General features: G+C 70.9%; 30 protein-coding genes and 1 tRNA gene. 14 read left to right on the forward strand and 17 right to left on the reverse strand.

Annotated elements, in window-relative coordinates:
• Nucleotides 1-38 precede the first annotated feature (38 nt).
• On the reverse strand, nt 39-1,013 hold the full coding sequence (locus tag IEX84_RS02265; protein ID WP_188869376.1) for a transcriptional regulator: 975 nt from the start codon (nt 1,011-1,013) through the stop codon (nt 39-41).
• 93 nt (nt 1,014-1,106) lie between these two features.
• Here IEX84_RS02265 and IEX84_RS02270 point away from each other — a divergent pair, with 93 nt between their 5' ends.
• Both IEX84_RS02270 and IEX84_RS02275 read left to right on the forward strand, forming a co-directional pair.
• Nucleotides 1,107-2,387, forward strand: a complete 1,281-nt coding sequence (locus tag IEX84_RS02270; protein ID WP_188869378.1) for a tRNA(Ile)(2)-agmatinylcytidine synthase — start codon at nt 1,107-1,109, stop codon at nt 2,385-2,387.
• Between the two features lie 202 nt (nt 2,388-2,589).
• Nucleotides 2,590-2,811 (forward strand): DUF7511 domain-containing protein, encoded by a 222-nt coding sequence (locus IEX84_RS02275; RefSeq protein WP_209590317.1) that lies wholly within the window; start codon nt 2,590-2,592, stop codon nt 2,809-2,811.
• A 78-nt stretch (nt 2,812-2,889) separates the two neighbouring features.
• On the opposite strand, the gene IEX84_RS02280 is transcribed toward IEX84_RS02275, so the two are convergent.
• The 3 genes from IEX84_RS02280 to IEX84_RS02290 all read right to left on the reverse strand — a co-directional run bounded on the left by IEX84_RS02280 (nt 2,890) and on the right by IEX84_RS02290 (nt 5,527).
• Nucleotides 2,890-3,846 (reverse strand): succinylglutamate desuccinylase/aspartoacylase family protein, encoded by a 957-nt coding sequence (locus IEX84_RS02280; protein WP_188869381.1) that lies wholly within the window; start codon nt 3,844-3,846, stop codon nt 2,890-2,892.
• An 88-nt stretch (nt 3,847-3,934) separates the two neighbouring features.
• A complete protein-coding gene (locus tag IEX84_RS02285) occupies nt 3,935-4,213 on the reverse strand; it encodes an amphi-Trp domain-containing protein (protein WP_188869383.1) in 279 nt (92 codons plus the stop codon).
• A 75-nt stretch (nt 4,214-4,288) separates the two neighbouring features.
• Complete coding sequence (locus IEX84_RS02290; protein WP_188869385.1) at nt 4,289-5,527, reverse strand: potassium channel family protein; 1,239 nt, start codon at nt 5,525-5,527, stop codon at nt 4,289-4,291.
• A 190-nt stretch (nt 5,528-5,717) separates the two neighbouring features.
• Here IEX84_RS02290 and citZ point away from each other — a divergent pair, with 190 nt between their 5' ends.
• Nucleotides 5,718-6,860, forward strand: coding sequence for a citrate synthase (gene citZ / locus IEX84_RS02295; RefSeq protein ID WP_188869387.1), 1,143 nt, complete (start codon nt 5,718-5,720; stop codon nt 6,858-6,860).
• Nucleotides 6,861-7,078: 218 nt separating this feature from the next.
• On the opposite strand, the gene IEX84_RS02300 is transcribed toward citZ, so the two are convergent.
• Complete coding sequence (locus IEX84_RS02300) at nt 7,079-8,398, reverse strand: MATE family efflux transporter (RefSeq protein WP_188869900.1); 1,320 nt, start codon at nt 8,396-8,398, stop codon at nt 7,079-7,081.
• 236 nt (nt 8,399-8,634) lie between these two features.
• Between IEX84_RS02300 and ilvA the strand changes: the two genes are divergently transcribed.
• Nucleotides 8,635-9,846: a threonine ammonia-lyase gene (gene ilvA / locus IEX84_RS02305; RefSeq protein WP_188869389.1), complete on the forward strand. Its 1,212-nt coding sequence runs from the start codon at nt 8,635-8,637 to the stop codon at nt 9,844-9,846.
• On the opposite strand, the gene IEX84_RS02310 is transcribed toward ilvA, so the two are convergent.
• Nucleotides 9,835-10,851, reverse strand: a complete 1,017-nt coding sequence (locus IEX84_RS02310; protein WP_188869391.1) for a hypothetical protein — start codon at nt 10,849-10,851, stop codon at nt 9,835-9,837. The two genes, ilvA and IEX84_RS02310, sit on opposite strands and share 12 nt — an antisense overlap.
• Nucleotides 10,852-10,941: 90 nt before the next feature.
• Here IEX84_RS02310 and IEX84_RS02315 point away from each other — a divergent pair, with 90 nt between their 5' ends.
• The 3 genes from IEX84_RS02315 (at nt 10,942) to IEX84_RS02325 (ending at nt 11,642) form a co-directional block, all read left to right on the forward strand.
• A complete protein-coding gene (locus tag IEX84_RS02315; RefSeq protein ID WP_188869393.1) occupies nt 10,942-11,325 on the forward strand; it encodes a Rid family detoxifying hydrolase in 384 nt (127 codons plus the stop codon).
• A gap of 6 nt (nt 11,326-11,331) precedes the next feature.
• Nucleotides 11,332-11,514, forward strand: a complete 183-nt coding sequence (locus IEX84_RS02320) for a hypothetical protein (RefSeq protein WP_188869395.1) — start codon at nt 11,332-11,334, stop codon at nt 11,512-11,514.
• 46 nt (nt 11,515-11,560) lie between these two features.
• A tRNA-Ser gene (locus IEX84_RS02325) sits at nt 11,561-11,642 on the forward strand.
• 86 nt (nt 11,643-11,728) lie between these two features.
• Here IEX84_RS02325 and IEX84_RS02330 read toward each other — a convergent pair.
• A complete protein-coding gene (locus IEX84_RS02330) occupies nt 11,729-12,601 on the reverse strand; it encodes a transmembrane domain-containing protein (RefSeq protein ID WP_188869397.1) in 873 nt (290 codons plus the stop codon).
• Between the two features lie 51 nt (nt 12,602-12,652).
• Nucleotides 12,653-12,892, reverse strand: coding sequence for a hypothetical protein (locus IEX84_RS02335; RefSeq protein ID WP_188869399.1), 240 nt, complete (start codon nt 12,890-12,892; stop codon nt 12,653-12,655).
• A gap of 101 nt (nt 12,893-12,993) precedes the next feature.
• Between IEX84_RS02335 and IEX84_RS02340 the strand changes: the two genes are divergently transcribed.
• Entirely contained in the window at nt 12,994-13,182 is a 189-nt protein-coding gene (locus IEX84_RS02340; protein WP_188869401.1) for a hypothetical protein, read from the forward strand.
• Nucleotides 13,183-13,286: 104 nt separating this feature from the next.
• Nucleotides 13,287-14,954 (forward strand): thermosome subunit beta, encoded by a 1,668-nt coding sequence (gene thsB, locus IEX84_RS02345; RefSeq protein ID WP_188869403.1) that lies wholly within the window; start codon nt 13,287-13,289, stop codon nt 14,952-14,954.
• Between the two features lie 99 nt (nt 14,955-15,053).
• Here thsB and IEX84_RS02350 read toward each other — a convergent pair whose 3' ends face one another.
• Nucleotides 15,054-15,341, reverse strand: a complete 288-nt coding sequence (locus tag IEX84_RS02350) for a hypothetical protein (protein ID WP_188869405.1) — start codon at nt 15,339-15,341, stop codon at nt 15,054-15,056.
• Between the two features lie 39 nt (nt 15,342-15,380).
• Nucleotides 15,381-15,842: an HTH-type transcriptional regulator Lrp gene (lrp, locus tag IEX84_RS02355; RefSeq protein ID WP_188869408.1), complete on the reverse strand. Its 462-nt coding sequence runs from the start codon at nt 15,840-15,842 to the stop codon at nt 15,381-15,383.
• 124 nt (nt 15,843-15,966) lie between these two features.
• Here lrp and glnA point away from each other — a divergent pair, with 124 nt between their 5' ends.
• On the forward strand, nt 15,967-17,337 hold the full coding sequence (glnA, locus tag IEX84_RS02360; RefSeq protein WP_188869410.1) for a type I glutamate--ammonia ligase: 1,371 nt from the start codon (nt 15,967-15,969) through the stop codon (nt 17,335-17,337).
• Nucleotides 17,338-17,355: 18 nt separating this feature from the next.
• Here the strand turns inward: glnA and IEX84_RS02365 are convergent, their stop codons facing one another.
• The 3 genes from IEX84_RS02365 to IEX84_RS02375 all read right to left on the reverse strand — a co-directional run bounded on the left by IEX84_RS02365 (nt 17,356) and on the right by IEX84_RS02375 (nt 20,582).
• Nucleotides 17,356-18,186: a phosphatase PAP2 family protein gene (locus IEX84_RS02365; RefSeq protein ID WP_188869412.1), complete on the reverse strand. Its 831-nt coding sequence runs from the start codon at nt 18,184-18,186 to the stop codon at nt 17,356-17,358.
• 3 nt (nt 18,187-18,189) lie between these two features.
• On the reverse strand, nt 18,190-19,398 hold the full coding sequence (locus tag IEX84_RS02370) for a YihY/virulence factor BrkB family protein (RefSeq protein WP_188869414.1): 1,209 nt from the start codon (nt 19,396-19,398) through the stop codon (nt 18,190-18,192).
• A gap of 74 nt (nt 19,399-19,472) precedes the next feature.
• Nucleotides 19,473-20,582 (reverse strand): tRNA (guanine(26)-N(2))-dimethyltransferase, encoded by a 1,110-nt coding sequence (locus IEX84_RS02375; RefSeq protein ID WP_188869416.1) that lies wholly within the window; start codon nt 20,580-20,582, stop codon nt 19,473-19,475.
• 125 nt (nt 20,583-20,707) lie between these two features.
• Here IEX84_RS02375 and IEX84_RS02380 point away from each other — a divergent pair, with 125 nt between their 5' ends.
• From IEX84_RS02380 to IEX84_RS02390, 3 genes are read left to right on the forward strand one after another with little or no spacing between them, the layout of a single operon-like run.
• Nucleotides 20,708-21,070 carry an SWIM zinc finger family protein gene (locus IEX84_RS02380; protein ID WP_188869418.1) on the forward strand — a complete coding sequence of 121 codons (363 nt, stop codon included), beginning with the start codon at nt 20,708-20,710 and terminating at the stop codon, nt 21,068-21,070.
• A 49-nt stretch (nt 21,071-21,119) separates the two neighbouring features.
• Entirely contained in the window at nt 21,120-22,022 is a 903-nt protein-coding gene (locus IEX84_RS02385; RefSeq protein WP_188869420.1) for an AAA family ATPase, read from the forward strand.
• Entirely contained in the window at nt 22,022-23,221 is a 1,200-nt protein-coding gene (locus IEX84_RS02390) for a VWA domain-containing protein (RefSeq protein WP_188869422.1), read from the forward strand. Before IEX84_RS02385 ends, IEX84_RS02390 begins: the two co-directional genes overlap by 1 nt.
• 54 nt (nt 23,222-23,275) lie before the next feature.
• On the opposite strand, the gene hisH is transcribed toward IEX84_RS02390, so the two are convergent.
• From hisH to IEX84_RS02410, 4 genes are all read right to left on the reverse strand, one after another.
• Nucleotides 23,276-23,938, reverse strand: a complete 663-nt coding sequence (gene hisH / locus IEX84_RS02395; RefSeq protein WP_188869424.1) for an imidazole glycerol phosphate synthase subunit HisH — start codon at nt 23,936-23,938, stop codon at nt 23,276-23,278.
• Nucleotides 23,939-24,328: 390 nt separating this feature from the next.
• Entirely contained in the window at nt 24,329-24,925 is a 597-nt protein-coding gene (locus tag IEX84_RS02400; protein ID WP_188869426.1) for a uracil-DNA glycosylase, read from the reverse strand.
• A 55-nt stretch (nt 24,926-24,980) separates the two neighbouring features.
• The gene (locus tag IEX84_RS02405) at nt 24,981-25,544 is read right to left on the reverse strand and encodes an endonuclease dU (RefSeq protein ID WP_188869428.1); all 564 of its coding nucleotides are present in this window, start codon (nt 25,542-25,544) and stop codon (nt 24,981-24,983) included.
• Complete coding sequence (locus IEX84_RS02410; protein ID WP_188869430.1) at nt 25,545-25,721, reverse strand: DUF5786 family protein; 177 nt, start codon at nt 25,719-25,721, stop codon at nt 25,545-25,547.
• 69 nt (nt 25,722-25,790) lie between these two features.
• Here IEX84_RS02410 and IEX84_RS02415 point away from each other — a divergent pair, with 69 nt between their 5' ends.
• Nucleotides 25,791-26,402, forward strand: coding sequence for an MBL fold metallo-hydrolase (locus tag IEX84_RS02415; protein WP_188869432.1), 612 nt, complete (start codon nt 25,791-25,793; stop codon nt 26,400-26,402).
• The last annotated feature ends 33 nt before the right edge of the window (nt 26,403-26,435 follow it).

Below are 26,435 nucleotides of genomic sequence, written 5' to 3' on the forward strand. Positions count from 1 at the left end.
AGAAGCCGGAGCAAGAAGAACGACGCGGAGGCGGAGAGTCAGGCTTCGGTCTCGGCGTCGTCGCCGCGCTCCTTGAGGAGGTCGCGGAAGGCGTCGGGGTCGTCGATGCGTTCGAGTTCCGCGCGTTCGATGATGGCGGTGCCGTCGATGGACTCCTGTTTGGCTTCGTCGACGAAGTAGACCGCCTGGGTGCGGGTGATGCGCCCGACGCTCGCCATGATGCGCGCGCGTTTGACGGCGGCGTCGGTGAGCGTGGAGTGGCCGGTGAGGAGGCCCTCGGGGCGGTGGCGGTTGGTGTCCTCGCCGACGGCGTTGAACGGGGCGCGGACGGTGGGGTGGACGTCGAAGCCGGCCCGGGTGAGGACGGCGACGATGGGTTCGTCCTCGGGGTCGGCTTCGGGGTCCTCCGGGGTGGGGTCGGCGTCGCGGACCTCGTCCGCGCCGTTCATCACGTCGACGGGGCTGGTGAGGTCGTCGCCGAAGACGTCTTCGAGTTTGACGGCGACGTCGATGCTGGCGTTCATGCCGTCCTCGTACTTCGAGACGGTGCGTCGGGAGACGCCGAGTTCGGTGGCGAGGCGACCGAGGCTCCAGCCGCGCTCCTCGCGTTCGTCGGCGAGGACGTCGCCGTCGATGTTGACGTAGAGGCCCCCGGGGGCGGCGTAGACGAGCGGCGGGACGCCCTCGACGAAGAAGTCGAGGGCGGTGTCGGGGCTGATGACGGGGACGCCGTGGCGGAAGTAGACGACACCGCGTTCGAGCTCCTCGTCGCGGGTGCGGAGCCCGACGACCATCGGGGTGCCGTGGAGGTAGTGGCCGAGCCGGCGCATCTCCGCGCCCGTCGGGCCGTCGAGCGCGTCGACGTTCCCGAGTATCTTGAGGAAGAGCAGGTCGTCGCCGCGGCGGGCGGCGACGTCGAAGCTCTTCGGGCGGATGACGCACCGGTCGCTCACCGCGAACCCCGCGTCCTCCAGCATCGCGGTAACGTTCTCGATGAGTGCCGACCGGGACATATCGGTCCCTAAGCCAGTATGCACATATATGTATTGTGCCGGCGGGAGGCGAACCCCGAAAGCCGTAGGTGAACGCGGCGGATAGGTGCGGGCGTGACGACGGTCGGCATCGACGACACGGACTCGCGGACGCGCGGGATGTGCACGACGTACGTCGCCCACCGGGTGGCGACGGCCCTCGAATCGCGGGGGTACGACGTCGCGCGCGTCCTCCTCGTGCGGCTGAACCCCGCGGTCGAGCACAAGACGCGGGGGAACGCGGCGCTCGCGCTCCACACGGAGGCACCCGTCGACGAGGCGTTCGAACTCGCGCGCGACGCCGTCGAGACGGCCGCCGAGGTGGGCGACGACCGGACGAACCCCGGGCTCGTCGTCGCGCCCGGCGACCCGGCCGACCCCGAGGCGGTCCCGGACGCAGTCGTCGACTTCGCGCGCGAGGCGGTGCGCGACCATCACGGCATCGACGACGCGCTGGCGTGCTGTGCGGCGTTCGGCTACCGGAGCGAGGGGTGGAAGAACGGGCGCGGGCGAATCGGCGCGCTCGCGGCGGTCGGCGCGTGGCGCGCGCTCGACGACTGGACGTACGAGCACATCGCGTATCGGGCGCGCGAGCGCTGGGGGAGCGAGCGAACGGTCGACCACGACTCGGTGTTCGCGGCCGCCGCCGACGCCTACCCGGCCGTCTGGGACACGGTCGACCGGGAGGCGGGGGAGACCGTTTGCGTGCCGCACACGCCGGGGCCGATTCTCTACGGCATCAGGGGCGACGACCCGGCGGCGTGTCGGGCCGTCGCGGACCGAATCGGGGGCGAGTCGGTCGCGTCGTCGCGGACGTTCGTGACGAACCAGGGGACGGACGCACACCTCCGCGACGCCGACGCGCTCGCCGACCTCGCCGACGGCCGGGCGTACCGCGTGGACGGGACGGTCGCCGCGCCGCCGGAGACGCGCCGCGGCGGCCACGTCTTCTTCGAAATCGAGGACGACACCGGGAGAGCGCGCTGTGCGGCGTTCGAGCCGACGAAGCGCTTCCGCGAGCGCGTGCGCGACCTCCGCGTCGGCGACGTGGTGACGGTCTGCGGGGAGGTGAGCGAGGGGACGCTCAAACTGGAGAAGTTCGCCCTCCGGGAGCGCGTGACGACGGAGCGGACGACGCCGACCTGCCCCGACTGCGAGCGGACGATGGAGTCCGCGGGCGCGGACCAGGGGTATCGGTGTCGGGACTGCAAGACGAGCGCCCCGGGGAAGGTCGCGGTGTCGATAGCGCGCGCGCTCGAACCCGGGTGGTACGAGGTGCCACCGCGCGCGCGCCGCCACGTCGCCCGCCCGCTCGTCCGGGGGTCGTGGGACGCACCGACGCATCCCGAGCGGTGACGGCCGGCGGTGTGGGAGGTCGTTCGAACGTGCACAGCCACTATCGCATATAGGCGTTGTGGCCGTCCACGCGTCCGTATTTGAAGGGTTTCGGTTTTAATTTCGCGTCAGATGGACGGCTATATATGTCGCGCGCGACTGCGTTCGAGGTACCGATGCGAACCGAGACTGCCGCGCCGGCGGCGAATCGGGAGGTGGTCGAATGACCCGCGGCTGCGTCGCGGACAGCGCCTCGACTGCCGACCTGCGGCTCGCGCGCGAGACAGAGACGTGGCCGGAGTTCGACCTCGCGTGTCGCGTCGAGGAGCACGACGACGGCGCGGAGTGTACGGTCTACCCCGCGGACGCCGACGACGACGCGCTCGTGACGACGTGGCTCACCGCCGCCGACGACGCGTTCGTCGACGTCGAGACCGTCCGCTGACGCGTTCGTCGCCACTCGTCTTCCGTTTTCACCCCCGTTTTCTCCGTTCGGTGGCCACTCCGACCGCGAGCGCGGCGTTCAGTACGTGTCGATGGTCGTCCCGACCGAGCAGACGTACTCGCCGGTGGCGACCTGCGGGAGCCGCCGGGAGCGCCAGAAGAGCCCGTCGTTGTCCGCCGTGATTTCGGCTTTCACCTGCCCGAAGGGGTCGACGACGCGAAAGAGCGTGTCGCCCCGCGAGACCTCGTCGCCGAGGTCGACCCGGTAGTCGACGAGGCCGCCCGCGGGCGCGCCGTAGCGGTCGAAGGCGTGCGCGCGGGTCTGCGGTCCCGGCTGGTGGTCGCCGTCGAGGTAGCCGTAGTGGCGCAGGACGTTGAAGAGGCCCGTGACGCCGTACTCGATGGACTCCTCGTCCCAGCCGACGCAGCCGCCGAGTTCGGGGTCGATGGTCGGGATGCCCTCGTCGGGCGCGGCGCGCGCGAGTTGGCCCTCCGGTCCCTTCTGGTCGAGGATGTGCCCGCAGTCGAAGACCTTCGCCAGTTCGAGGCACTTCCGGTGGAGCCGGTGGTGGCGACCGCACCGCACCCGGACCTCGTTGATCATCCGCGACGTCGAGCCCTGGTGGAGGTCGATGACCATGTCGGCGCGCGTCGCGGCCTCGAAGGTCGCGTGCGCGATCCGCTCCGAGGACGACCCGCGGTCGTCGCCCGGGTACGCCCGGTTCAGCTTCGTGTCGTCGATGGGGTTTCGGTGTTCGGCGACCTGGAAGGCGTGGTAGTTGGCGATGCCCGTCACGAGAACCGTGCCCGCGAGCTCCGCCGGGTCGACCCGTGGGACGAACCGCGAGACGACGCCGACGCCGTTGAGTTCGTCGCCGTCGCTCGCCGCCTGCACGTAGAGCGTGTCGCCCTCCGTCGCGCCGTTGATGACGGCGACCGGGAGGCCGACCGTCGTGCCGTCGCGCGTCTCACCGACCGTGAGCCGGCCCGTGTCGATTTCGCCCGGGGCCGCGCTCGCCGTGCCGAGACTCGTCATTACCTAGTGGGGGTCGGGCGCGCGTATTGAGTGTCCCGGAACGGCGGGACGGCGGCCGCGGCGCCGGACCGCCGGTGCGTCGTCCTCCTCACCCGACCTCCAGCGGTTCGTCCACACCGTCTCCGTCCTCGTCCCATTCGAGTTCGAACTCGACGCTGAGCTCGCCGGGCGCGTCTGTCGGGCCCTCGCGCTCGGCTTTGACCTCGAAGGTCGGGCGCGACGGCGGGGTGAGCGTCACGGACTCGCCGCCGGCGCTGAGCGTGAGGTCGCCGCCGCGTTCGAGGGCGTCCGCGACGCTGCGGAGGTAGGCCGCGATTTCGGTTCTCGTGTGTTCGCGCTCCGACTCGAACAGGACTTCTTCTGGCATACGGGAACGTAGGGCACGCGAGCGAATAAGTGCACCCGCGGAATCGGGTCGTGTCGCTTCGACGCGGGCGCGCCGTCACTCGGCGTCGTCGCCGGCGAGCGCGCGGAGTCGGTCCGCGCCGGCGCGGGTGCCCTTGGCGAGCAGGACGTCGCCGGCGCGCAGCGCGGTGTCGGGGCCGGGCTGGATGACCCACGCGTCGTCGCTCCCGGCGTCGAGGCCGTCCGCGGCGGCGTCGACCGGGCCGTCGGGTCGCCGGACGGCGATGACGCGCATCCCCGTCTCGGTCTTCACCGCGGCCGCGCCGAGCGTCGTCTCGTCGAGGTCGGCGCGCTCGGCGACCTGCACGCGGACGATGACCTCGTCCGACTCCTCAACGGCCTCGCGGACGACGACGTGCGTGTCCAACCCCCTGAGGACGCCCTCGGAAATCTCGACGGCGGCGTCGCTGATGACCTCGGTGGCGTTGGCGATCTGGACGAGTCCGCGCAGCGAGACGGGGTCGGCGACGTCCGCGGCGGCGCGGAGCGTCCACGCCTCGAAGCGGGCTTTGAGCGCATCGACTTCGGCTTCGAGTTCGACGACCTCCGCGGCGATGTCGTCGCTGTCGAAGAGGACGCTCCCGTAGGCGAGGTCGACGGCGAGCTCGCTCATGTTCTTCATGAGGACGAGGGAGTCGACGGCGCGCTCCAAGTCCGCGATGTCGGGGTCGGCGGGCTCGGCGGGGGTGTACGCCTCGCCGCTCGCGGTCTCGAAGACGTCGCCGACGGACTCCTCGGGGCCGCGCAACAGGAGGACGTCGCCGGCCTCGAGCGTCGTCGTCGGGCCGGGGTTCGGTATCCAGTCGCCGCCGCGCCGGACGGCGATGACGCGCACGCCCGTCTCGGTTTCGAGGTTGACGTCGGCGAGCGTCCGGTCCGTATACCTGGAGTCGGGGGCGAGTTCGGCGCGCACGAGGCGCTCGACGGCCTCGGGGAGCGCGCCGCGGATGGCGTCGGGGACGCCGACCTCCTCGATGACGACCTTGGCGATGTCGCCGCTGGCGTCGGAGACCTTCTCGGCCGCGCCGATGATGCCGAGGACGGGCGCGAGCGTCTCGGCGTCCTCGGGGTTGCGCGCCGCCATCAGGAGGCTCATCCGGGCGCGCAACTGGAGGACGTCCATGCGCTCTTCGAGTTCGAGGACCTCGCGGGCGATGGCCGGGCTCCCGTGGAGGACGGCGGAGTAGGAGAGGTCGATGAGGAGCTCGGCGGTGTCCTTCATCTCCGCGAGGAGGTCCTTGACGCTCGCGGGTTCGTATTCGACGCGGCCGGGCATACGTGATGCAACACCACGGCCGCGTAAAAAGTCACGCCCGCTCGGTAACCGTCACACGACGAACGGTGAGATAGACGGCCGTCGAAAAATACGGGAATATCGGGGCGGTCCGGACGGTGCTCGTGGCACGAGAGCAGGGAACGATTGACAATAGGCAATCCTTTTGGAACCCGATGAAGAACCGTGGTGTATGTCCGACGAACTCAAGAAGGGGCTCGAAGGTGTGCTCGTGGCTGAGTCCGGGCTCAGCCTAATCGACGGCGACGAGGGCCGGCTCGTCTATCGCGGCTACACCATCGAGGACCTCGCGCGTGGGGCGTCGTACGAGGAAGTCCTCTATCTCCTCTGGAACGGCGAACTCCCGACCGAGTCGGAGCTCGATGCGTTCGCGAGCGACATGGCGGCGGAACGCGCCGTCGACGACGACGTCCTCGGGACCGTCCGGGACCTCGCCGAGGCCGACGAAGTGCCGATGGCCGCCGTGCGGACCGCCGTCTCGGAGCTCTCCGCGTTCGACCCCGACGCGACCGAGGACACCGACCCGAAGGACCGCGAGGCGAACCTCGCGAAGGGCAAGCGCCTCACCGCGAAGCTCCCGACCATCGTCGCTGCGTTCACACGCCTGCGCAACGGCGAGGAGCCCGTCGCGCCCCGCGAGGACCTGAGCCACGCCGCGAACTTCCTCTACATGCTGAACGGCGAGGAGCCCGACGACGTGATGGAGGAGGTCTTCGACCAGGCGCTCGTCCTCCACGCGGACCACGGCCTGAACGCCTCGACGTTCTCCGCGATGGTGACGGCCTCGACGCTCGCCGACCTCCACTCCGCCATCACGTCCGCCATCGGGACGCTCTCCGGGAGCCTCCACGGCGGCGCGAACCAGAACGTCATGGAGATGCTGGAGGAGGTCGACGCCTCCGGGAAGGACCCCATCGAGTGGGTCGAGGACGCCCTCGACGACGGCCGGCGCGTCGCCGGCTTCGGCCACCGCGTCTACAACGTGAAGGACCCGCGCGCGAAGATTCTCAGCGAGCAATCGGAGGAGCTCGGCGAGGCCGCGGGCGACACGAAGTGGTACGAGATGAGCGTCGCCATCGAGGAGTACATGCGAGAGGAGAAGGGCCTCGCCCCGAACGTCGACTTCTACTCCGCCTCGACGTACTACCAGATGGGCATCCCGGTCGACATCTACACGCCCATCTTCGCCATGAGCCGCGTCGGCGGCTGGATCGCCCACGTCCTCGAACAGTACGACGACAACCGCCTCATCCGCCCCCGCGCACGCTACGTCGGTTCGACGGACGAAACGTTCGTCCCCCTCGACGAGCGGTAAGCGCCCCCGACCGGCCGAGCACGGCGAGGCCGGACTTTTTGGTCCAGCTTTTTCGAGGAGCGGGTCGCGCAGCGACCCCGACGAGGAAAAAGGTGGGACTGGACGTTCGTCCCCCTCGACGAGCGGTAAGCGCCCCCGACCGGCCGAGTACGGCGAGGCCGGACTTTTTGCTCCAGCTTTTTCGAGGAGTGGCGACGCGGGACGATTCGCTTTCGCTCTCAGTCGTCCGTCGCCTCGACGCTCCCCCGTTCGGCCATCATGTCGGCGGCGCGGGTCGCCCAGTCGGAGTGGCGGAAGCCGACGACGGCGACGGCGGCCATCCAGACGTACTGGGTGCCGAGGGCGACGTACGCGCCGAGGGGACCCCAGCCGAGCGCGACGCCGAGGACGTAGGTGAGGCCGACGAGACCGCCAAAGACGCCGGTGACGCGCGCGAAGAGCGGGATGCGGGTCTCGCTCGCGCCGCCGAGCGCGCCGGAGAGGACGGTGAAGACGGCGACGAAGACGGCGGTGAGGCCGTAGACGCGCGCGAACCCGGTGGCGTAGGGGAGGGCGTCGGGCGAGCCGGCGGCGAGGAGACGGACGACGTCGGGGGCGAGGGCGACGAGCGCGAGGCCGACGCCGCCGACGGTGAGGGCGGCGAGGCCGGTGGTCGCCCACCCCCGATAGCGGGCTTCGGCGGGGTCGCCGTCGCCGAGCGACTGGCCGACGAGGACGCCGACGGCGGTGCGGTAGCCGCGGGAGAGCGGTCCCGTGACCTGCTGGTAGACCCTGCGGCCGATCTGGAAGCCGGCGTTCACGGGCGTGCCGAAGCCGAGGAGGAGGGCGTTGAAGGGGAACTCGGCGAGGGTGGTGGCGAACCCCTCGGCGATCTTCGGGGCGGCGACGGTGACGAGCTGGCGGGCGACGACGAGGTCGCGGGGGCGGACGAGCGCGAGGTCGTCGGCGAAGACGACGATGGCGACGAGGAGGAGCGCGGCGGAGAGGACGTTCGAGACGGCGGTGGCGGCCCCGACGCCGAGGACGCCGTAGGAGGCGACGCCGAAGAGGCCGAGGCCGAAGACGAGCGAGCCCCCGATGTTGGTGACGTTGGCGAGGCCGGTGACGTACATCGGCGTGCGGGTGTCGCCGGTGCCCTGGAGGGCGCGGCTGGCGACGAGGGAGACGTGGCGGGCGGGCGCGGTGGCGAGGACGACGCCGAGGTACGTCGCGCCGAGGGTCACGGTGTCGCCGGTCGCGCCGAAGAGCCGGATGAGCGGCGGGCCGAGGAACACCCCGCAGAGGGCGATGGGAACGCCGGCGAGGAGGCCCATCAGGACGGCGCTGGAGACGGCTTCGGCGCGGTTGGCGTCGGCGTCCGCACCGGTGTCCTGGCTGGCGAGCGCGATGGCGGCGCTCCCGAACCCCATGCCGATGCGGAGCGGGACGCGCCCGTAGAGGTCGGCGAGCCCGACGGCGACGACGGCGGCGGGGGAGAACGTCGCGGTGACGAGGACGTCGACCGTCCGCATCAGGGTGCGGAGGGTCTGGGAGGCCATCACGGGCCACGCGAGGCCGAAGACGCGTCGCCACGTGTCGGCCAGGCGGCTGTCCACGTCCGTACTGCACGGCGACCCACCCTAAGGCGTGCGGTATCGGCACACGACCCCGTCAGTTTCACTTTCACTCCGCTTTCCGGGCACTTATTACCTCGCGGCGCGTCGGTCCAGTCGTCACACGCTCCCGTTCTGCGGTGCATCGAATCCCTTAGGCGACGCCTCGGCGTAGCGGGCGTATGCTCGAACTCGACGACATCCGCGAGGCCGTCGCCCCCGTCTCCGAGGTCGCGCGGCGGACGCCGCTTGAGCACTCGTACACGTTCTCCGCGATGACCGGGGCCGACGTCCACCTGAAGTTCGAGAACACCCAGCGGACCGGCTCGTTCAAGGTCCGCGGGGCCGCGAACCGCATCCAGCGCCTGAGCGACGCCGAACGCGAGGCCGGCGTCGTCACCGCGTCCGCGGGCAACCACGCGCAGGGCGTCGCGCTCGCGGCGACGCGCGCCGGCGTCGACGCGACGGTCGTGATGCCCGAGACCGCGCCCATCTCGAAGGTGAAGGCGACGCGGAGCTACGGCGCCGCGGTCGAGCTGTCCGGTATCGACTACGACGAGGCCCAGGCGCGCGCCCACGAAATCGAGGTCGAGGAGGAGCGGACGTACGTCCACGCCTTCGACGACGAGGCCGTCATGGCCGGGCAGGGCACCATCGGCGTCGAGCTCGTGGAGGACCTCCCCGCGGTCGACACCGTCGTCGTCCCGGTCGGTGGCGGCGGGCTTATCGGCGGCGTCGCGACCGCCGTGAAGGGAATCGCCCCCGACGTCCGCGTCGTCGGGGTGCAGGCCGAGGGCGCGTCGAGCGTCGCGGACAGCCTCCACAAGGGCCGCGTCACGGAGGCCGAGCAGGTCGACACCATCGCGGACGGAATCGCCGTGCGCGGCGTCGGCGAGCGGACGTTCCCCGTCATCCGCGAGCGCGTCGACGACGTCGTCACCGTGACGGACGCCGAAATCGCGAACGCGCTCGTTCTCCTGCTGGAGCGCGGGAAGACCCTCGTCGAGGGCGCGGGTGCGGCACCGCTCGCCGCCCTGCTCGCGGAGGCGTTCGACTACGAGGCGGACGAGACGGTCGTGCCCATCCTCTCCGGTGGGAACGTCGACCTCAACCTCCTCACGACCGTCATCCTGCGCGGCCTCGTCGACCAGGGTCGCTACGTCAAACTCCGGACGGTCCTCAAGGACCGCCCCGGGGCGCTCGACGACCTCCTCGACATCCTCACGGACGAGCGCGCGAACATCTACGCGATACAGCACGACCGGACGAACCGCGACGTCGCGCTGAACGCGGCGGAGGTCGAACTCGAACTGGAGACGCGCGGCGAGGACCACGTCGAGGGCCTGCTCGCGCGCCTCCGGGACGCCGGCTACGAGGTCGACCTACTCGTCTGAGTCGTCGTCGCGCACCGCCTCGTACTCGATGGTGAGGAAGGGGACGCCGCAGAGCCACATCGTCTGCGTCGCGGTGATGCCCGTCTCGGCGGGCCGGACGGCGAAGCGTTGCTCGACGGGGAGCGCGAACGCGCCGAGCGGCGTCACGAGGTAGAGACCGGCGAGGTCGCCCGCGCGCGTCGTCAGGTCGACGCCGGTCGCGTCCGGGTCACCGCCGGCGTGGGCGATGTGGAGCGCCGTCGAGACGTTCCCCCACGGAATCGGGACGGCGACGTTCACGTACCGCTCGGTCGCGGTACGTGAGCCAGTGGGGCCGTCAGGCTCCGCGTCGTTCACGTACCGCTCGGTCGCGGTACGTGAGCCAGCAGCGCCCCGCGCTGCGTCGTTCACGTACCGCTCGGTCGCGGTACGTGAGCCAGTGGGGCCGTCAGGCTCCGCGTCGTCGGCGTCGTGTTCGCCCTCGGCGTCCGCGTCGCCGCCCGCGCCCGCGTGGCTCCCGTAGAGCGCGACGAAGACGGCCTCGTCCGTCTCGGGGTTCGTCCGCACCCACGCCCGGACGTCGTCGCGCGGGTCGGCGTCCGCGCGGACCGTGGCGAACCGGCTTTCGAGGGGGACGGTCGACGCCTCGCGGGGGCCGGGGAGGTTCAACTGCTCGACGGTGCTCGTGGCGCGCGCGGCGAGCGCCGCGCCGAGGCGGAAACCGCGGTGCCACGTCGCGGTCGCCGTCATGCGGTAGTCGCTCGTCACCTCGTAGAAGGCCCGGACGGCGGGGTGGACGCGGTCGGGGTCGAAGTCCGCGCGGGCGTAGTGGGCCATGTCGTCCATCTCGCCGACGGGGGTCTCGCCCGTGGTCAGCCCGGCGCGCTCGGGGAAGTCGGGGCCGACGTAGCCGTCCGCGGTGACGGGGCTGAGCGGGACGGCGGCCGCACGGCGTCTCGCGCGCGCGAGGAGCGACGAGCAGACGAGGAGCGACGCGGCGGCGAGGAGTCGGAGGCGTCGGCGCACGACTTCCCTACGCGCGCCACCGAGTAAACGCCGGTGGTGGGCGACGAAAACGCGCCCACAATTAAGTCCCGCCCGGGCGACGATGGGCGTATGAAGCGGATCATCGAGACGCCGGACGCACCCGACGCCGTCGGGGCGTACAGTCAGGCGACGACCGACGGGAACGTCGTCTTCACCGCCGGACAGATTCCGCTGACCGCGGAGGGGGAGAGCCTCGTGGACGAGGACGTCGCCACGCAGACCCGCCAGTGTCTGGAGAACGTGAAGGCCATCCTCGAGGACGAGGGGCTGACGATGCAGGACGTCCTCAAGACGACCGTCCTGCTCGCTGACATCGACGACTTCGAGCAGATGAACGACGCCTACGGCGAGTACTTCGCGGACAACCCGCCCGCGCGGAGCGCGTTCGCCGTCGCCGACCTCCCGAAGGGAGCGGCAATCGAGGTCGAGGCCGTCGCCGCCCAGCGCGACTGACGCCGGATGGGCCTCGCGGACACGGCCGCGTGGGGCGGGGTCGCCGCCCTCGCCTTCCTGGTCGTCGCCGTCGCGTACCGCACCTTCGCGGCCGGCGGCCCCTCGCTCCCAGTGCTGCTCGCGCTCGCCGTCGTCGTCGGGAGTGCGGGGGCGGTCGGGGCGCGCGTCGCCGAACGCCGACCCCGGTAGCGAAAAGAAGGCTTTAAACCGTCGAGCGGGCTAGCGGGGAGTGCAGGCCGGGATGGCCGAATGGCAAAGCGCACGCCTGGAAAGCGTGTCCCCTTACGGGGTTCTGGGTTCAAATCCCAGTCCCGGCGTTTCTCTCAGCGAACTACTCCCGACGAGCGTCGCGTAGCGGCGGCGGAACCGTGTGAGGCGAAGCGGACTGAGGAGAGGAGGCCGCTCACACGACGCCGAGGCCGACGGCGAGCGCACCGAGACCGACGAGCGCGGCGACGGCGGCACCGGCGTACGCGTAGCGGTACGTGGCGAAGTCCGCGGCGAGTTCGCCCTCGGGCTTGTCCGAGACGATGAACGATTCGCCCGCGGCGGGTTCGACGACGACGTCCTCGGGTTTGAGCGGGTGAGTGGCGTCGGCGGCGGCGCGGACGTGTCCGAGCACGTAGACGTCGTCGCCGGGCGAGAGCGTCCCCTCGTAGTAGCGACGTTCGCCGTGCGCCGTCCCGAGGTCGACGACGTTCGTTATCGAGTCGGTCTGCTCGGCGAGGCCCGCTTCGTTGCGGACGAAGTCGGCGATGCGCGCGGGCGGGTCGGCGTCCGGGGGGACGCTGACGCCGACCGCGAAGTCGTCGAGGACGGCGAGGACGTCGCCGGCGGAGACGCCGACGTCGGTGAGACGGTCGACGTCGAGCGCGCCGACCTGTATCTCGTCGATGCCGGTACCCGAAGAGACGTCCTCGACGTGGTCGCCGACGTCGACGGTGACGGTGCCGGTGCCGTCGTCGAGGGCGAACGGCGTCGCGTAGACGCCCTCGGCGCGCGTCTCCCACATCTCGGAGTCACCGCGTTCGTCCCACTCCTCGACCTCCCACGCGGAGAGGACGGCGGGTTCACCGCCGATGGGGGAGTCGAACGGTTCGTCGGCGCGGACGGTGCCCTTCAGTTCGACGCGACCCTCCTCGCGGACGTCCCGGACGGCCGTCGTCTCGGTGGTCTCGACGAGCGCGTGTCGGCGGTGCTGGCGGCGGCCGTAGACGCCGGCGAACGCGGCGACGAGGAGGAGGGCGACGCCGACGACGGTCGGGAGGGCGGACATGCGTGTGCCCGTGTCGTCGAAGCGAGTGGATAAGGGTTCGGCTCGTGCGGCCTACAGGTCGGCGTTCACGCGCACTTCGCCCTCGGTGACGGTGTCGACGAGGTCGCCGTCGACGGTGTAGTCGTCCTCGTCCTTCTCGCTCCACCCGAGGGCGGCGAGGACGGCCTCGCCGAGGCCGGGGTCGGGGTCGACCCACGCGGTGTTCGACTCGACTTCGGTGACGACGCCGAGCTCCTCGCCCTCGACGTCGACGAGTATCTTCCCTTCGTCCTCGCTGGTGAGCGTGGCCATACGGTGTGCATGACGGCGCGCCGGCAAAGCGCTGGTGGCTGACGGACCCGGGTCGGCCGCGCGGGCGGCGGGGTTTTGCCCGTCGGGCGCGTCTCAGACGTGTGAACGAACCGACGACGCGGGACGACGAGCGCGACGGCGACGGGCGCGACGGTGACGGAATCGACGACCCGGTCGTCGTGGACGCGGAGGCGGTCGACCCCGAGGACGGCGGGCTCGCGCACTGCCACGACTTTGCGCTCGCGGGGCAGGGGGCGGCGACGCGTCGCCGAAGGGCCGACCGGGTGTGATAACCCCCACCATACGATTCGGTCGCGTCGAGCGCTCTCGCGTCACCTGACACCCTCTCACGCACAAATTTTATATAGAAGGGCAAACAATCGATGTGGTGACGATGTCTCAGCGACGTATGCAGGGCCAGCCGATGGTCATCATGGGCGACGACGCACAGCGCGTGAAGGACAAGGACGCGCAGGAGCACAACATCTCCGCGGCGCGCGCCGTCGCGGACGCCGTCCGCTCCACCCTCGGCCCCAAGGGGATGGACAAGATGCTCGTGGACGACATGGGTGACGTCACCATCACGAACGACGGCGTCACCATCCTCGAGAAGATGGACATCGACAACCCGACGGCCGAGATGATCGTCGAGGTCGCCGAGACCCAGGAGGACGAGGCCGGCGACGGGACGACGACCGCCGTCGCCATCGCGGGCGAACTCCTCAAGAACGCCGAGGACCTCCTCGAACAGGACATCCACCCGACCGCGGTCATCAAGGGGTACAACCTCGCGAGCGAGAAGGCCCGCGAGTTCGTCGACGAGGAAGCCGTCGACGTCGACCCCGACGACGAGGAACTCGTCCGCTCCGTCGCCGAGACCTCCATGACGGGCAAGAGCGCCGAAATCGACAAGGAGCAGCTCTCCGGGCTCCTCTACGAGGCGCTGCGCGCCGTCTCCGTCGACGCCGACGACGGCTCCACGGTCGTCGACGTCGCCAACATCAACATCGAGACACAGACCGGCCGCGCCGTCTCCGAGTCCGAGCTCCTCAAGGGCGCGACCGTCTCCAAGGACCCCGTCCTCGACTCGATGCCGACCGAGTTCGACGACGCGGACGTCCTCCTCCTCAACGAGGCCATCGAGGTCGAGGAGGCCAACGCCGACACGAGCGTCAGCATCGACAGCCCCGACCAGCTCCAGAGCTTCCTCGACCAGGAAGAGGAGCAGCTCAAGGAGAAGGTCGAGCAGATAAAGGCCTCGGGCGCGGACGTCGTCCTCTGTCAGAAGGGCATCGACGACATGGCCCAGCACTACCTCGCCAAGGAGGGCATCCTCGCCGTCCGCCGCGTGAAGAAGTCCGACATCGAGTTCCTCAAGGAGGTCCTCGGTGCCGCCATCGTCACGGACCTCGACTCCCTCGGCGCCGACGACCTCGGACGCGGGAGCATCCGCCGCGACGCCGAGGACGAGCTCTTCTACGTCGAGGGCCTCGACGAGACGGCCCACGGCGTCACGCTCATCCTTCGGGGCTCCACGGACCACGTCGTCGACGAGCTCGAACGCGGCGTCACGGACGCCCTCGACGTCGCCGCACAGACCATCTCGGACGGTCGCGTCCTCCCCGGCGGCGGCGCCATCGAGGTCGAGGTCGCCGACCAGCTCCGCAACTACGCGGACTCCGTCAGCGGCCGCGAGCAGCTCGCCGTCGAGGCCTTCGCTGACTCCCTCGAACTCGTCCCGCGCGTCCTCGCCGAGAACGCCGGGCTCGACCCCATCGACACCCTCGTGGACCTCCGCGCGGCCCACGAGTCCGGGAACAACCGCACGGGCCTGAACGTCCTCAGCGGCGACCTCGAGAACTCCCTCGACGCGGGCGTCGTCGAGACGGCGCACGCGAAGGAGCAGGCGATCAGTAGCGCCACCGAGGCCGCGAACCTCGTGCTCAAAATCGACGACATCATCTCCGCCGGCGACCTCTCCACCGACAAGGGCGACGACCAGGGCGGTGCCGGCGGCGCGGGCGGCATGGGCGGCATGGGCGGCATGGGCGGCATGATGTGAAGCCGGTCTGACGACGCCCACTCCCGACCCGACCCCGTTCTCGCATCGCTCGTCGACCGATTCCGTTCGGTTTCTTCGTACGTTACCGGCCAGTGGCCGCTACGTCCGCCACGCGCGCAGCCAGCGGAGGACGGTACGGTCGAGGTCGAACGTCGCGGCGAGGAAGTACGCGCCGGCACAGAAGAGAACGACGCCGACGGCGAGCGCGAGGACACCCCACGACCACGCGTCGCCGGCGAGGGTCGCGGCGGCGAACCCGCGGATACTGACGCGGACGAGTGCGATCCCGAGTACGAAATAGCCGACTTTCCACGCGAGGCGTTTCACCTCGGCGCGGGCGGCCCGTCGGGCGATTTCCTCGACGTCGTCATCGCGTCGGGAGGCCATAGCCGTCGCTACGCGGCGATTGCACAAAAAAGAGGGCGCCTACTCCTCGTCGACGTCGAGTTCGAACTGCTCGTTCTCGGCGGCGGCGTTGAGGACGACGCTCGTCGAGGACTCCTTGATGTCCTGGTCGCCGAGGAGTTCCTTGATGAGGTAGTTCATGTCGTCGGTGTCGATGAACTTCCCGATGGCGATGATGTCGTGGTCGCCGGTCACCTCGTAGACGGAGACCATCTGCTTGTGCGCGCGGAGGTGCTCGGCGAGGTCGGGGAGCGCGGTCCCCTCGACCTTCAACTGGAGGACGGCGGTGACGTCGTAGCCGAGCTTGTCGTAGTCGACGATGGGGGTATACCCCTGGATGACGCCCTCGTCCTCCAAATCCTTGAGGTGGTTGGAGATCGTCGTCACGGAGACGTCGAGTTCTTCGGCGAGGCTGCGGAGGCTCGCGCGGCCGTCGCCGAGGAGTGCGTTGATGAGTTTCGCGTCGAGGTTCTCGTAGGTCATAGCCCGACAGACGGGCCGGGGGCATTAGAATTTAACGAACGTCCACTTCCCCAGATACCGAAAAGATTTGCGAGGACCGCAACCGCTTTAGTAGTCCGTGCGTTTGCATCGAACGACGAAACCAATGACGAACGGGAAACCGGTCACTGATGGCGGTCTCAGCGAGACTGAACAGGAAGTGCTGGACGAGATCGAGGAGAAGAACGTCGACTTCCTCCGACTCCAGTTCACGGACATCCTCGGCACCGTGAAGAACGTCTCCGTGCCGGCGGAACAGGCCGAGAAGGCCTTCACGGACGGTATCTACTTCGACGGCTCCTCCATCGAGGGGTTCGTCCGTATCCAGGAGTCCGACATGCGTCTCAAGCCGGACCCCGAGACGTTCGCCATCCTCCCGTGGCGCCAGCGCGAGGAGACGGCGTCCGCGCGCCTCATCTGCGACGTCATCAACACGTCGACGAACGAGCCCTTCGAGGGCGACCCGCGCCGCGTGCTGAAGAACGTCCTCGAACGCGCCGACGACATGGGCTACACCGTCAACGCCGCGCCCGAGCCCGAGTTCTTCCTCTTCGAGGAGGACGAGCGCGGTCGCGCGACGACGGAGCTCTCGGACTTCGGCGGCTACTTCGACCTCGCGCCGAAGGACCCGGCCTCCGACGTGCGCCGTGACATCATCAAGGGACTCGAGGACATGGGCTTCGAGATCGAGGCCTCCCACCACGAGGTCGCGGAGTCCCAACACGAGATCAACTTCGAGTACGACGACGCGCTCACCACCGCGGACAACGTGGCCACGTTCCGCACGGTCGTCCGCGCCATCGCCGCGGAGCACGACCTGCACGCGACGTTCATGCCGAAGCCCATCGCGGAGATCAACGGCTCCGGGATGCACACGCACTTCTCGCTCTTCGAGGACGGCGAGAACGCGTTCCACGACGAGGACGACGAGTTCAACCTCTCCGAGACGGCCCACCAGTTCCTCGCGGGCATCCTCGAGCACGCGCCCGCCATCACGGCCGTCTCGAACCCGACCGTGAACTCCTACAAGCGCCTCGTTCCCGGCTACGAGGCCCCGGTGTACGTCGCGTGGTCCGACCGGAACCGCTCCGCGCTCATCCGCAAGCCCGCGGCGCGCGTCCCCGCCGCCTCCCGCATCGAGGCGCGCTTCCCCGACCCGTCCTGTAACCCGTACCTCGCCTTCGCCGCGCTCATCTCCGCGGGTCTCGACGGCATCGAACAGGGCCTCGACGCGCCCGACCCGGTCCGCGAGAACATCTACGAGTTCGACGCCGAGAAGCGCGAAGAGTACGGCATCGAGACGCTCCCGTCGAACCTCGGCGAGGCCGTCGACGCCCTCGAGGCGGACGACACCGTCCTCGACACGCTCGGCGACCACATCTCCGAGAAGTTCATCGAGGCCAAGCGCGAGGAGCACACGGGCTACCGCATCCAGGTCTCCGACTGGGAGAAGGAGCGCTACCTCGAGAAGTTCTAGCTCTAACGGCTCAGGCCGTTAGCGACGTCCGACCCGTCGGCGAACCGACCGGGTGACGGGGAGCGCGACGACCCCGGCGCCCGCGATTCCACTCGTTATCACGACACCGTACCACGGCAGCGGCGCGACCAGCGCCGCGAGGCCCAATCCGCCACAGACGGCGTACCCGAACAGCGTCGGGGCGGGCCCGAGCGCGCCCCGCGGGTGGCGCGCGACGCCGAGGGAGCCGAGGAGCGCGCCGAGGCCGAGGCCGGCGGCGGCGAGCGCCTCGACGGTCGGGCCCGCGAGGCTCACGGCGATGACGCCGAGGCCGGCGGTGAGGACGTAGCCGGCGACGAGTCGACGACGCGTGAGCGCGAGGACGAACGCGACGAGCGCGCCCCCGGCGAGGACGCCGGCGACGACGTCCACGAGGTAGTGGACGCCGAGGAGGAGGCGGGTGGCGCAGACGAGCGCGACGGCCGCGGCGGCGAGCCCCCAGCGGACGCGGCGACGCGGCCGCCGGAGAAGGGCGGCCGCCCCGCCGTAGAGGGCGGCGGACGAGATGGCGTGCCCGCTCGGGAAGCCGTGGCCGTCGGCGGCGACGAGCGCGACGCTGGCGGGCGGACGGCCGAGCGCGAAGAGCGCCTTCACGCCGACGACGGTGCCGAAGACGGCGAAGCCGAGCGCGACGTAGCGGGCGGCGTCGCGCTCGCTGACGAGGTCGTAGCGCGGGCCGAGCCAGTGGACGGTGGCGACGGCGAAGACGACGAACCACGCGTCGCCGAGCTGGGTGGCGGCGGAGAAGAGCGGGACGAGGCTCTCGGGAACGTGGTCGGTGAGCGCGCGGGTGATGCCGACGCCGCGCATGGGTTATCGCTTCGAGCGGAGCCAGCCGGCGACCTTCCCGGGGACGCCGAGGGCGTTCAGCGAGAGCCCGACGATGGTCATGAAGACGTAGAGGCCGAAGGTGGAGAACCCGACGACGAGCATGGCGAGGATGGCCCACCCGCCGTGGAGCCAGTGGAGCGCCCCGAGCGTCATGACGGTCCCGTAGAGGAGGACGAGGTAGGGGCCCCAGCCGCGGGCGTGGGTGCGTCGGACGCGCGAGCGGACGTACCCCTTCAGTTCGGTTTCGAGCGCGTCGCGGTCGGCGGTCTGCTCGTCGAGTTCGCGTTCGAGCGAATCGACGCGGCGCTGGAGCTCGGCGACGTCCGGCGTCGGCTCGTTCCGACCGCCGTCGGTCTCCGGGCGACCGCCGTCCGTCTCGACCCGCCGCTCGTCCGGTTCCGTCTCGGTGTCGTCCGTTCGTCCCGCGAGCACGGCGTTGAGTATCGCCCCGGCCATAATAACAGTCCCGGAGACGTACAGCCACGTGATGAGGAGGACGGCCGCACCGAGGACGCCGTAGAGGTCGGGGGGGCCGACGGCGGTGACGTAGAGGCGGAAGGCGTCGGCGAGCAGCGTCCAGCCGACGGCGGCGGCGAGCGCGCCCGGCCACACGTCGGCGAACGGGAGGTCGGCGTCGGGGAAGACGGCGTACACCGGCAGGAAGACGACGACGAGCGCGGCGGCGAGGCCGACGCTCCCGAGGAGGCCGCCGAAGACCCCACCGATGGCGCGCGGGAGGAAGACGCCGACGGCGGCGGCGAGCGCGGCGGCGACCCCGACCGCACAGAGGACGAGCGCGCCGTCGGCGAACTGCTCCGTCAGGGGCTCGTTCTCCCGGCGGCCGTAGACCCGCGAGAACGCGACGTCGAGGCCGCGGAAGACGCGGAGGCCGGACCACGCGAGGACGACGAGGCCGGCGAGCGTCGCGCCGCGCCGGCCGGCCGCCGAGCGGACGGTTTCGGTGACGACGCGCTGGCCGGCGGGCGTGAGGAACGACCCGACGGCGTCGACGACGTAGCGCGAGAGGGCGTCGCCGCCGAGCGCGGAGCCGAGGGCGAGCGCGAGGACGAGCAGGGGGACGAGGGAGACGAAGGCGTAGTAGGCGACGCCGGCGGCGAGGAACGTTATCTCGTGGCGGCGCGCGCCCGCGACGACGGCGCGGGCGACGCGGACGGCGTCGGGTCTGGACACGGCTGGTGGATGGGGGCCGCCGGCAAAAACCCCGCGTGTGGCGCGGAGGGCGGGGAGGTGACGCCTCGAATCCGTCAGGGCGCGGCGTCGCGTATCTCGGCGACGGACGCGTCCGTCTCGAACGTCGTGCCGCCGTAGTGAGTGCGCGAGGCCGCGTGGCCGGCGTCGCGGAGACTCGTGAGGAAGTCGTCCATGGCGACGGCGGGTTCGCTCCAGCGCTTGTAGAGTTTGTGCTGGTCGTAGTGCGTGGGTCGGTCGAGTTCGGCGTCGAGCGTGTCGAGGAGGGTCGTGGCGGTCTCCGCGGTCCCCATCCCCGCGTCGAGGCCGTCGCGGGTCGCGGCGAGGAAGGCGTCGTCGTGGGTCGCGCCGAGCCAGAGCGGCCCCGCGGCGAGGAGATTGGTGCCGTCGCAGTTCGGGCAGGCGTCCGGGCGGGCCGCGTGCAGGCCGTGCTCGTGGTCGCGCCAGAGACACTCCGGGCAGTGATAGACGTGCCCGAGCGCGTCCACCGCGTCGTTCGCGGCGCTCGCCGAGTGCGTGAGGTCGACGTACGTGCGGACGTAGTGACGCGTCGCGTGCGTCAAGAGGGGCGTGACGCCGACGTCGAAGCGCGCGGCGGAGCGAGCCATCGCGGAGAGGAGGACGCGGACGCCCATCTCGGCGTGGTACTCGGTGTTCCGCGGGACGGTGGCGTACTTGCGGACGCCGGAGTCGAAGTGCGCGCCGCAGAGCGGGGCGGTGTCCGTCGCCGTGACGCAGACCATGTCGCGGGCGTTGGCGAACGTCGCGTCGAGGAACGGCGCGGGCGTGCCGAACGGGTCGAGGTCGACGACGTCGTAGGCGTCCTCGGGGTCCCAGAGGACCGCGTTCGCGTCGTCGTGGCGGACGTCGCCCGCGACGCCGTTGCGCGCGAGGTTCTCGCGGGCGAGGTCGACGGCCGCGGGGTCGCGGTCGACGAGCGTCGCGTCCCAGCCGTCGGTGGCGGCGCGGACGCCCCGGACCCCCGAGGCGCACGTCGCGTCGAGATACGTCTCCGCGCGGGGTTCGCGCTCGCGGTACGCGCGCAGCGCCGCCACCGTCAGATCGCGGTTCAGTTCCTGCTCGGTGTTGAAGAACACCGCGCCCTCGACGCCCTCGCCGGACTGCTCGGGCACCTCGACCGTCACCGCGCCCTCCGTGACCTCCATGGCGTCCCGTGAGAGCGGTGCGGCCCTAAAGGACACGACACGAGGCGAGCGCCGCACCGACACCGATGCGACGACGACACCCGCGAACCGCACGCCCTTTAGTCGGCCCGGGACTATCGGCGGTCGTGACGGCCGACGCCCGCGACGACGGCGAGGACTGGCGCGACGCCCTCGGAGCCGCGGGCGAACTCACACCCGAAATCGTCGCGCGGGTCCTCGACGCGCACGGCGACCGCGGGCGGCGCGCCATCGACGCCGTCGGCGAGGGGCGCGTGAAGCAGTACGCGGACTTCACGGTCGTCGTCGGCCACGAGGACGAGTACGTCGTCGAGGACGGCGGCTGCACCTGCCGGGACAGCCAGTACAACCTCGACCCCGACGACCCCGACCAGCGCTGCTGGCACGTCCTCGCCGTCGAGATCGCCGAGCGCGTCGGCGCGGTCGACCACCACGACATGTACTACTCCGAGGTCCGGGACTTCCTCTAGAGACCTGCTTCGCGGGTGCTTTTTGCCGTCGGGCACGTACCGGTCCGCGATGACCGCTTTCGCGGACGCGACGGAGGCCGACGTGCGCGCGGCCTTCGACGAGCAGGACTACGTCGCCGGCGACGACGTCGTGACGACGGCGCTCTTGGCGCTCCGACTCGGCAAACCCCTGCTCGTCGAGGGCGCGCCGGGCGCGGGCAAGACCGAACTCGCCAAGACGCTCGCGCGCGGCTTCGACACCGACCTCGTCCGCCTCCAGTGTTACGAGGGATTGGCGGCCGAGAACGCCCTCTACGAGTGGAACTACACGAAACAGCTCCTCGCCGTCGAGGGCGATGACGCGAGCGTCGACGGCGAGCGCTCCGTCTTCGACGAGGAGTACCTCCTCGAACGCCCGCTGCTGCGCGCGCTCGCCGAGGCCGACGACGGCGAGAACCCGCCCGTGTTGCTCGTCGACGAGGTCGACCGCGCGGACGAGGCCTTCGAGGCCCTCCTCCTCGAGGTGCTCTCGGACTTCCAGGTGAGCGTCCCCGAACTCGGCACGATATCGGCCGAGCGCCCACCGATAGTCGTCCTCACGTCGAACCGGACGCGCGGGCTCTCGGACGCGCTCAAGCGCCGCTGTCTCTACCTCCACGTCGAACCGCCCACCTTCGAGCGCGAGCTCGAAATCGTCGAACGCAAATCCGCCCTCGACGCCGACGTCGCCGCGGAGGTCTGTGGCGTCGTGCAGGCGCTGCGCGAGCGCGCGCTCCGCAAACAGCCCGGCGTCGCGGAGACCCTCGACTGGGCGGACGCGCTCGCCGCGCTCGACGTCGAGGGCCTCGACGCGGCGACGGTCGAGCGGACCATCGGCTGTCTCCTGAAGGACGCGACGGACGTCGCCGAAATCGACGCCGAGGCCATCGAGGCGGCGCTCGACGAGGCGCGCGCCGGCACGCGGGCGGCGTGATGGACGACTACCTCCGGGCGGAGCTCGTCCGCTTCGCCGCCGCGCTCCGCGAGGGCGGCGTCGCGGTCCCGGGGGACGGCGCGCTCGCGGCCGCCGACGCCCTCGACGCGCTCGACGACCGGAGCCGGGAGTCGGTCCGCGCGGCGCTGCGCGCGACGCTCTGCACCCGCCCCGCCGACGAGGGCACCTTCGCGTCGCGCTTCGAGACGTTCTGGACGCGCGTCCGGGGCGGCGAGGCGTCCTACGGCGGCGACGACGGCGTCGCCACGCTCGACACGAGCGCCGAGGGGGTGGCGGACGCCCCCGGCCAGATGGTCGTCGACGAGAGCGCCGCGATGCCGGGTGGCGCGGGCGGCGAACGCAGCGGCGGCGTCGGCCCGAGCCAGAGCGAGCGCGCCGGCAGCCAGTACAGCGCCGACGGCGCGAGCGAGCAGGTGTCGCTCGACGGCATCCACGGCAACGACGACATCGACGACGCCGTCGCGGCGTTCACCGAGGCGGTCGCGTCGCTCCCCGGCCGCCGGTGGGGCCGGGGCGAGGGGACGCCCGACGTCCGGCGCGCGCTCCGCCGCGGGGCCGCGACCGGCGGCGTCCCCCTCCCCCTCCCGGAGCGCGAACGCGAGCGAACCGCCGCGCGCGGCCTCGTCTTCGTCGACGTCAGCGGCTCCGTCCTCGACCACCTCGACCGGGACGTCCTCGTCGGCTTCTGCCACGCGGTCCGCACGCGGTGGCGGCGGACGCCGATCTACTTCTTCGACACCGCGCTGCGCGACGTCAGCGGGGCGTTCGACGTCTCGACGCCCGCGGCCGCCGCCGACGTCCTCGAATCGACGCGCGTCGAGTGGGGCGGCGGCACTCGAATCGGTGACGCGCTCGCCGCGCTCCGCCGCGACCGCCCGGAGCGCGTCGGCCGCCGCGACACCGTCGTCGTCGTCAGCGACGGCATCGAGCGCGGCGGCACCGACGTCCTCCGCGAGCAGGCCGCGTGGCTCTCGCGGCGCGCCGGTCACGTCCTCTGGCTGAACCCGCTCGCCGCCGACGAGCGCTGGACGCCGAGCGCGCCCGGCATGCGCGCCGTCCTCCCCTACCTCGACGGCCTGTACGCCTTCGCCGACACCGACGACCTCGCCGCACTCGCCGACGACCTGCGGCGGAACGGCCCGACGCGCCGCGCCGCCGACGGGAAACGGAGCGTCTGAAGAACAGGGAGCCGACGAGCGGACAGCGGGAGCGTCGCGGGGGGAGGGTCGCGGTTACGACTCCGCCGCGCAGAGGTCGACGTAGTTCCGCAGAATACGGAGGCCGGTCTCGCCGGATTTCTCCGGGTGGAACTGCGTGCCGAAGACGGTGCCGTCGTCGTTCGCCACGACGGACGCGAAGTCCGCGCCGTACTCCGTCGTCGTCACGACGTGGTTCGGGTCCTCGGGTTCCGCGTAGTAGGAGTGGACGAAGTAGGCGTACTCCCCATCGACGCCCGCGACGAGCGGGTGGTCGCGCTCGACGCGCAGTTCGTTCCACCCCATGTGCGGGACCTTCAGGTCGGGGTCCTCGAAGCGGACGTTCGTCCCCGGAATCAGCCCGAGGCCCTCGACGTCGCCCTGCCCCTCGCGGTCCGCCTCCTCGCTCGTGTCGAGGAGCATCTGCATCCCCAGACAGATACCGAACAGCGGCGTGTCCGAGTCCGCGACGTCGCGCAGGGCCTCGCGGAAGGGGCCCGCGTTCTCCATCCCGTCGCCGAACGCGCCGACGCCCGGGAGGACGACGCCGTCCGCCTCGTCGAGCGCGTCGGGGTCGTCCGAGACCTCGACGGCCGCGCCCGCGCGTTCGAGACCGCGCGTCACGCTCCGGAGGTTCCCCAGGCCGTAGTCCACGACGACGACGTCCGCCGTCGTCTCGCGGGTCGCGTGCGTGCTCATACTGGAAAGTGGGGGAGGCCGGGGCAAGACAGTTTCCCCTCCATCTGTTTCCAGCGAGGGGTCGCCGTAGGCGACCCCCGCGCTGCAAAAACACGGTCCACGCGAGTGAAACGAGTGTGGGACCAGCGAGGCCCGACGGGTCTCGCAGGGGTGAAAAAGGCCGACGGCTTCGCCGTCGGTGAAACTCGTGCCAGCGGCGCGAGTACGCTGGACCGCACCGCGACCGACGCGGACGTCAGAGACAGCCGTCTACCAAACGAACCACGAAGAGGATTCCGCGAGCCGAGTGGTTCGAAGAACCCGGTAGGTCCACGGTTCCCTCGCCGGAGGCTCGCAGACGTTTGGCCGAGCGTGTGCCGGGGCGCGAAGCGCCCGCGGCAAAAGGCCGTATCAGAAGTCCCCGAGGCTCGACTGTCCGCCCTCGGCGCCGACGATGGTGGCGACCTTCTCGATGGCGGATGCGAAGGTGTCCTCCTGCGAGCGGTCGTAGAGCGTGGCGGCGGGGTGGACGCAGACGAGGACGTCGAGGCGCGCGTCGCCGACGGCGACGGTCTCGACGGTCCCGGCCTCCGTCGTGACAGCGACGGAGCGTTCGAGGAGGTGTTGGGCGGGGACCTTCCCGAGCGCGACGACGACCTCGGGGTCGACGAGTTCGAGTTCGCGTTCGAGGTAGGGCCGACAGTTGGCGAGTTCGGTCTCACTGGGATCGCGGTTCTCGGGTGGGCGACAGCGCACGCAGTTCGTGATGCGGACGTCGCGTCGGCGGAGCCCGTGGGTGTCGAGGGCGTCGTCGAGGACGTCGCCGCTGCGGCCGACGAAGGGTTCGCCCTGCTCGTCCTCGTTCGCGCCGGGGCCCTCGCCGACGAAGACGACGTCGGCGTCGTCGGGGCCGACGCCGTTGACGATGCGGCTGCGGGAGTCGACGAGGTCCGCGCACCGCTCGCAGGCCGTGACGCGGAGGCCGTCCATCCCCTCGGAATCGCTCATACTCGCGGGTCGGCGCGGAGGGCGTTAAGCCCCGGGGTTCGGCGGTGGCGGGGCGTCAGCGGTCGGTGGGGCACCGGTAGCGGTCGGCGGCGCGCGCGGCCTCGCGGGCGACGCGGAGGGGTTCGGGCCGGCCGCCCTCGGGGGTGTGCGCGCGGACGACGCGCGCAGGGTCGTCGCAGCCGACGCTCCGGACGTAGACGGTGTCGTCGTTCACGGCCACGGGGCGGCGCTCGGGGAGCGCGCGGTAGGCGGCGAGGCGTTCGTCGGCCGCGTCGCCGTCGAACTCGCGGCGGATGGCCTCGTCGAGGCCCGCGCTCGCCTCGAAGGAGACGGCGAGGACGGGGCGGTCGGTCGCGTCGTGGAGCCGCTGGAGGTCGAGGACGTTGTACCACGCGAGCGCGACGCCGGCGACGAGGACGTGGCGGACGTCGGGCCGGTCGAGGCCCCTCCAGAGCTCGACGATGGCGTCGGTGGCGTCGTTCCCACCGACGGTACAAGCGGAGAAACGGAAGTCGTCGACGACGCGGTCGGCGCGAACGACGGCACCCGCGAGCGTGCTCCGGCCGGCTTCGCCGACGTAGGATTCGGCGAGCCCGAGCGCGCGGGTGCCGCCCTTCACTTACTCGCCCTTGATGTCCTGCAGTTTATCCAGAAGCTCGTCGTTGCTGGCGTCGATTTCGTACTCGACTTGGCCCTCGTGGGCGTTCTGCTCGGTTTCGACTCCCTCGCCCTCGGCGTCGTCCGAATCGAGTTGCTGACGCTCTTGCTCTGACTCGTCGTAGCTTCCGAATCCCATACCCATCTGTTCTGGATTCAGGCACTAAAAAGAACCGGATATTTAAAACTAGGGTGTTTAGGCGTGGACGTGCGCGTCGAACACGTCACCGCGGCGGCGGAATCGTTCACCTGTAACGCCTACCTCGCGCTCGGCGACCGTGACGTCCTCGTCGACGCGGGCGCGATGGACGGCGTCGCGGACGTCGTCGCCGACCACACCGACACCCTCGACGCGGTCGTGCTCACGCACCAGCACGGCGACCACGTCGAGGCGCTCGACGAGGTAGTGACAGCGTTCGACCCGGCGGTGTACGCCTACGCCGCACATCCCCACCGGACGGACGCGCTCGACGACGGCGAGGCGGTCGAAATCGGCGACGAGACCTTCGAGGCCGTCTACACGCCGGGCCACGCGGACGACCACCTCGCGTTCGTCTCGGACGCGACGCTCTTCTCGGGCGACGTCGTCGTCCACGACGACGGCGCGTTCGACTACGGGAGTTTCGGCCGGACGGACATGGCCGGACAGAGCAGGGAGACGCTCATCGAGAGCATCGAGCGCCTGCTCGACCGCATGCCGGCGGGCGTCGAGCACATGTACGCGGGCCACGGCGGCACCTACCACGGCGACGTCCGTGACGTCGTCGAGACGGCGCTCGAACGCGCGGAGAAGCGCGAGCCGAAGTACCCCGACGAGTAACCAGACCTACCGCTTCTCGCGATTCGTGGTCCA

The sequence above is a fragment of the Halarchaeum rubridurum genome (assembly GCF_014647115.1).
Lineage (GTDB): Archaea > Halobacteriota > Halobacteria > Halobacteriales > Halobacteriaceae > Halarchaeum > Halarchaeum rubridurum.

Coding starts and splice junctions, on each gene's coding strand:
- IEX84_RS02265 (WP_188869376.1), bottom strand. CDS start 1,013: ATGTCCCGGTCGGCACTCATCGAGAACGTTACCGCGATGCTGGAGGAC.
- IEX84_RS02275 (WP_209590317.1), top strand. CDS start 2,590: ATGACCCGCGGCTGCGTCGCGGACAGCGCCTCGACTGCCGACCTGCGG.
- IEX84_RS02280 (WP_188869381.1), bottom strand. CDS start 3,846: ATGACGAGTCTCGGCACGGCGAGCGCGGCCCCGGGCGAAATCGACACG.
- IEX84_RS02285 (WP_188869383.1), bottom strand. CDS start 4,213: ATGCCAGAAGAAGTCCTGTTCGAGTCGGAGCGCGAACACACGAGAACC.
- IEX84_RS02290 (WP_188869385.1), bottom strand. CDS start 5,527: ATGCCCGGCCGCGTCGAATACGAACCCGCGAGCGTCAAGGACCTCCTC.
- citZ (WP_188869387.1), top strand. CDS start 5,718: ATGTCCGACGAACTCAAGAAGGGGCTCGAAGGTGTGCTCGTGGCTGAG.
- IEX84_RS02300 (WP_188869900.1), bottom strand. CDS start 8,398: ATGGCCTCCCAGACCCTCCGCACCCTGATGCGGACGGTCGACGTCCTC.
- ilvA (WP_188869389.1), top strand. CDS start 8,635: ATGCTCGAACTCGACGACATCCGCGAGGCCGTCGCCCCCGTCTCCGAG.
- IEX84_RS02315 (WP_188869393.1), top strand. CDS start 10,942: ATGAAGCGGATCATCGAGACGCCGGACGCACCCGACGCCGTCGGGGCG.
- IEX84_RS02320 (WP_188869395.1), top strand. CDS start 11,332: ATGGGCCTCGCGGACACGGCCGCGTGGGGCGGGGTCGCCGCCCTCGCC.
- IEX84_RS02330 (WP_188869397.1), bottom strand. CDS start 12,601: ATGTCCGCCCTCCCGACCGTCGTCGGCGTCGCCCTCCTCCTCGTCGCC.
- IEX84_RS02335 (WP_188869399.1), bottom strand. CDS start 12,892: ATGGCCACGCTCACCAGCGAGGACGAAGGGAAGATACTCGTCGACGTC.
- thsB (WP_188869403.1), top strand. CDS start 13,287: ATGTCTCAGCGACGTATGCAGGGCCAGCCGATGGTCATCATGGGCGAC.
- IEX84_RS02350 (WP_188869405.1), bottom strand. CDS start 15,341: ATGGCCTCCCGACGCGATGACGACGTCGAGGAAATCGCCCGACGGGCC.
- lrp (WP_188869408.1), bottom strand. CDS start 15,842: ATGACCTACGAGAACCTCGACGCGAAACTCATCAACGCACTCCTCGGC.
- glnA (WP_188869410.1), top strand. CDS start 15,967: ATGACGAACGGGAAACCGGTCACTGATGGCGGTCTCAGCGAGACTGAA.
- IEX84_RS02365 (WP_188869412.1), bottom strand. CDS start 18,186: ATGCGCGGCGTCGGCATCACCCGCGCGCTCACCGACCACGTTCCCGAG.
- IEX84_RS02375 (WP_188869416.1), bottom strand. CDS start 20,582: ATGGAGGTCACGGAGGGCGCGGTGACGGTCGAGGTGCCCGAGCAGTCC.
- IEX84_RS02385 (WP_188869420.1), top strand. CDS start 21,120: ATGACCGCTTTCGCGGACGCGACGGAGGCCGACGTGCGCGCGGCCTTC.
- IEX84_RS02390 (WP_188869422.1), top strand. CDS start 22,022: ATGGACGACTACCTCCGGGCGGAGCTCGTCCGCTTCGCCGCCGCGCTC.
- hisH (WP_188869424.1), bottom strand. CDS start 23,938: ATGAGCACGCACGCGACCCGCGAGACGACGGCGGACGTCGTCGTCGTG.
- IEX84_RS02400 (WP_188869426.1), bottom strand. CDS start 24,925: ATGAGCGATTCCGAGGGGATGGACGGCCTCCGCGTCACGGCCTGCGAG.
- IEX84_RS02410 (WP_188869430.1), bottom strand. CDS start 25,721: ATGGGATTCGGAAGCTACGACGAGTCAGAGCAAGAGCGTCAGCAACTC.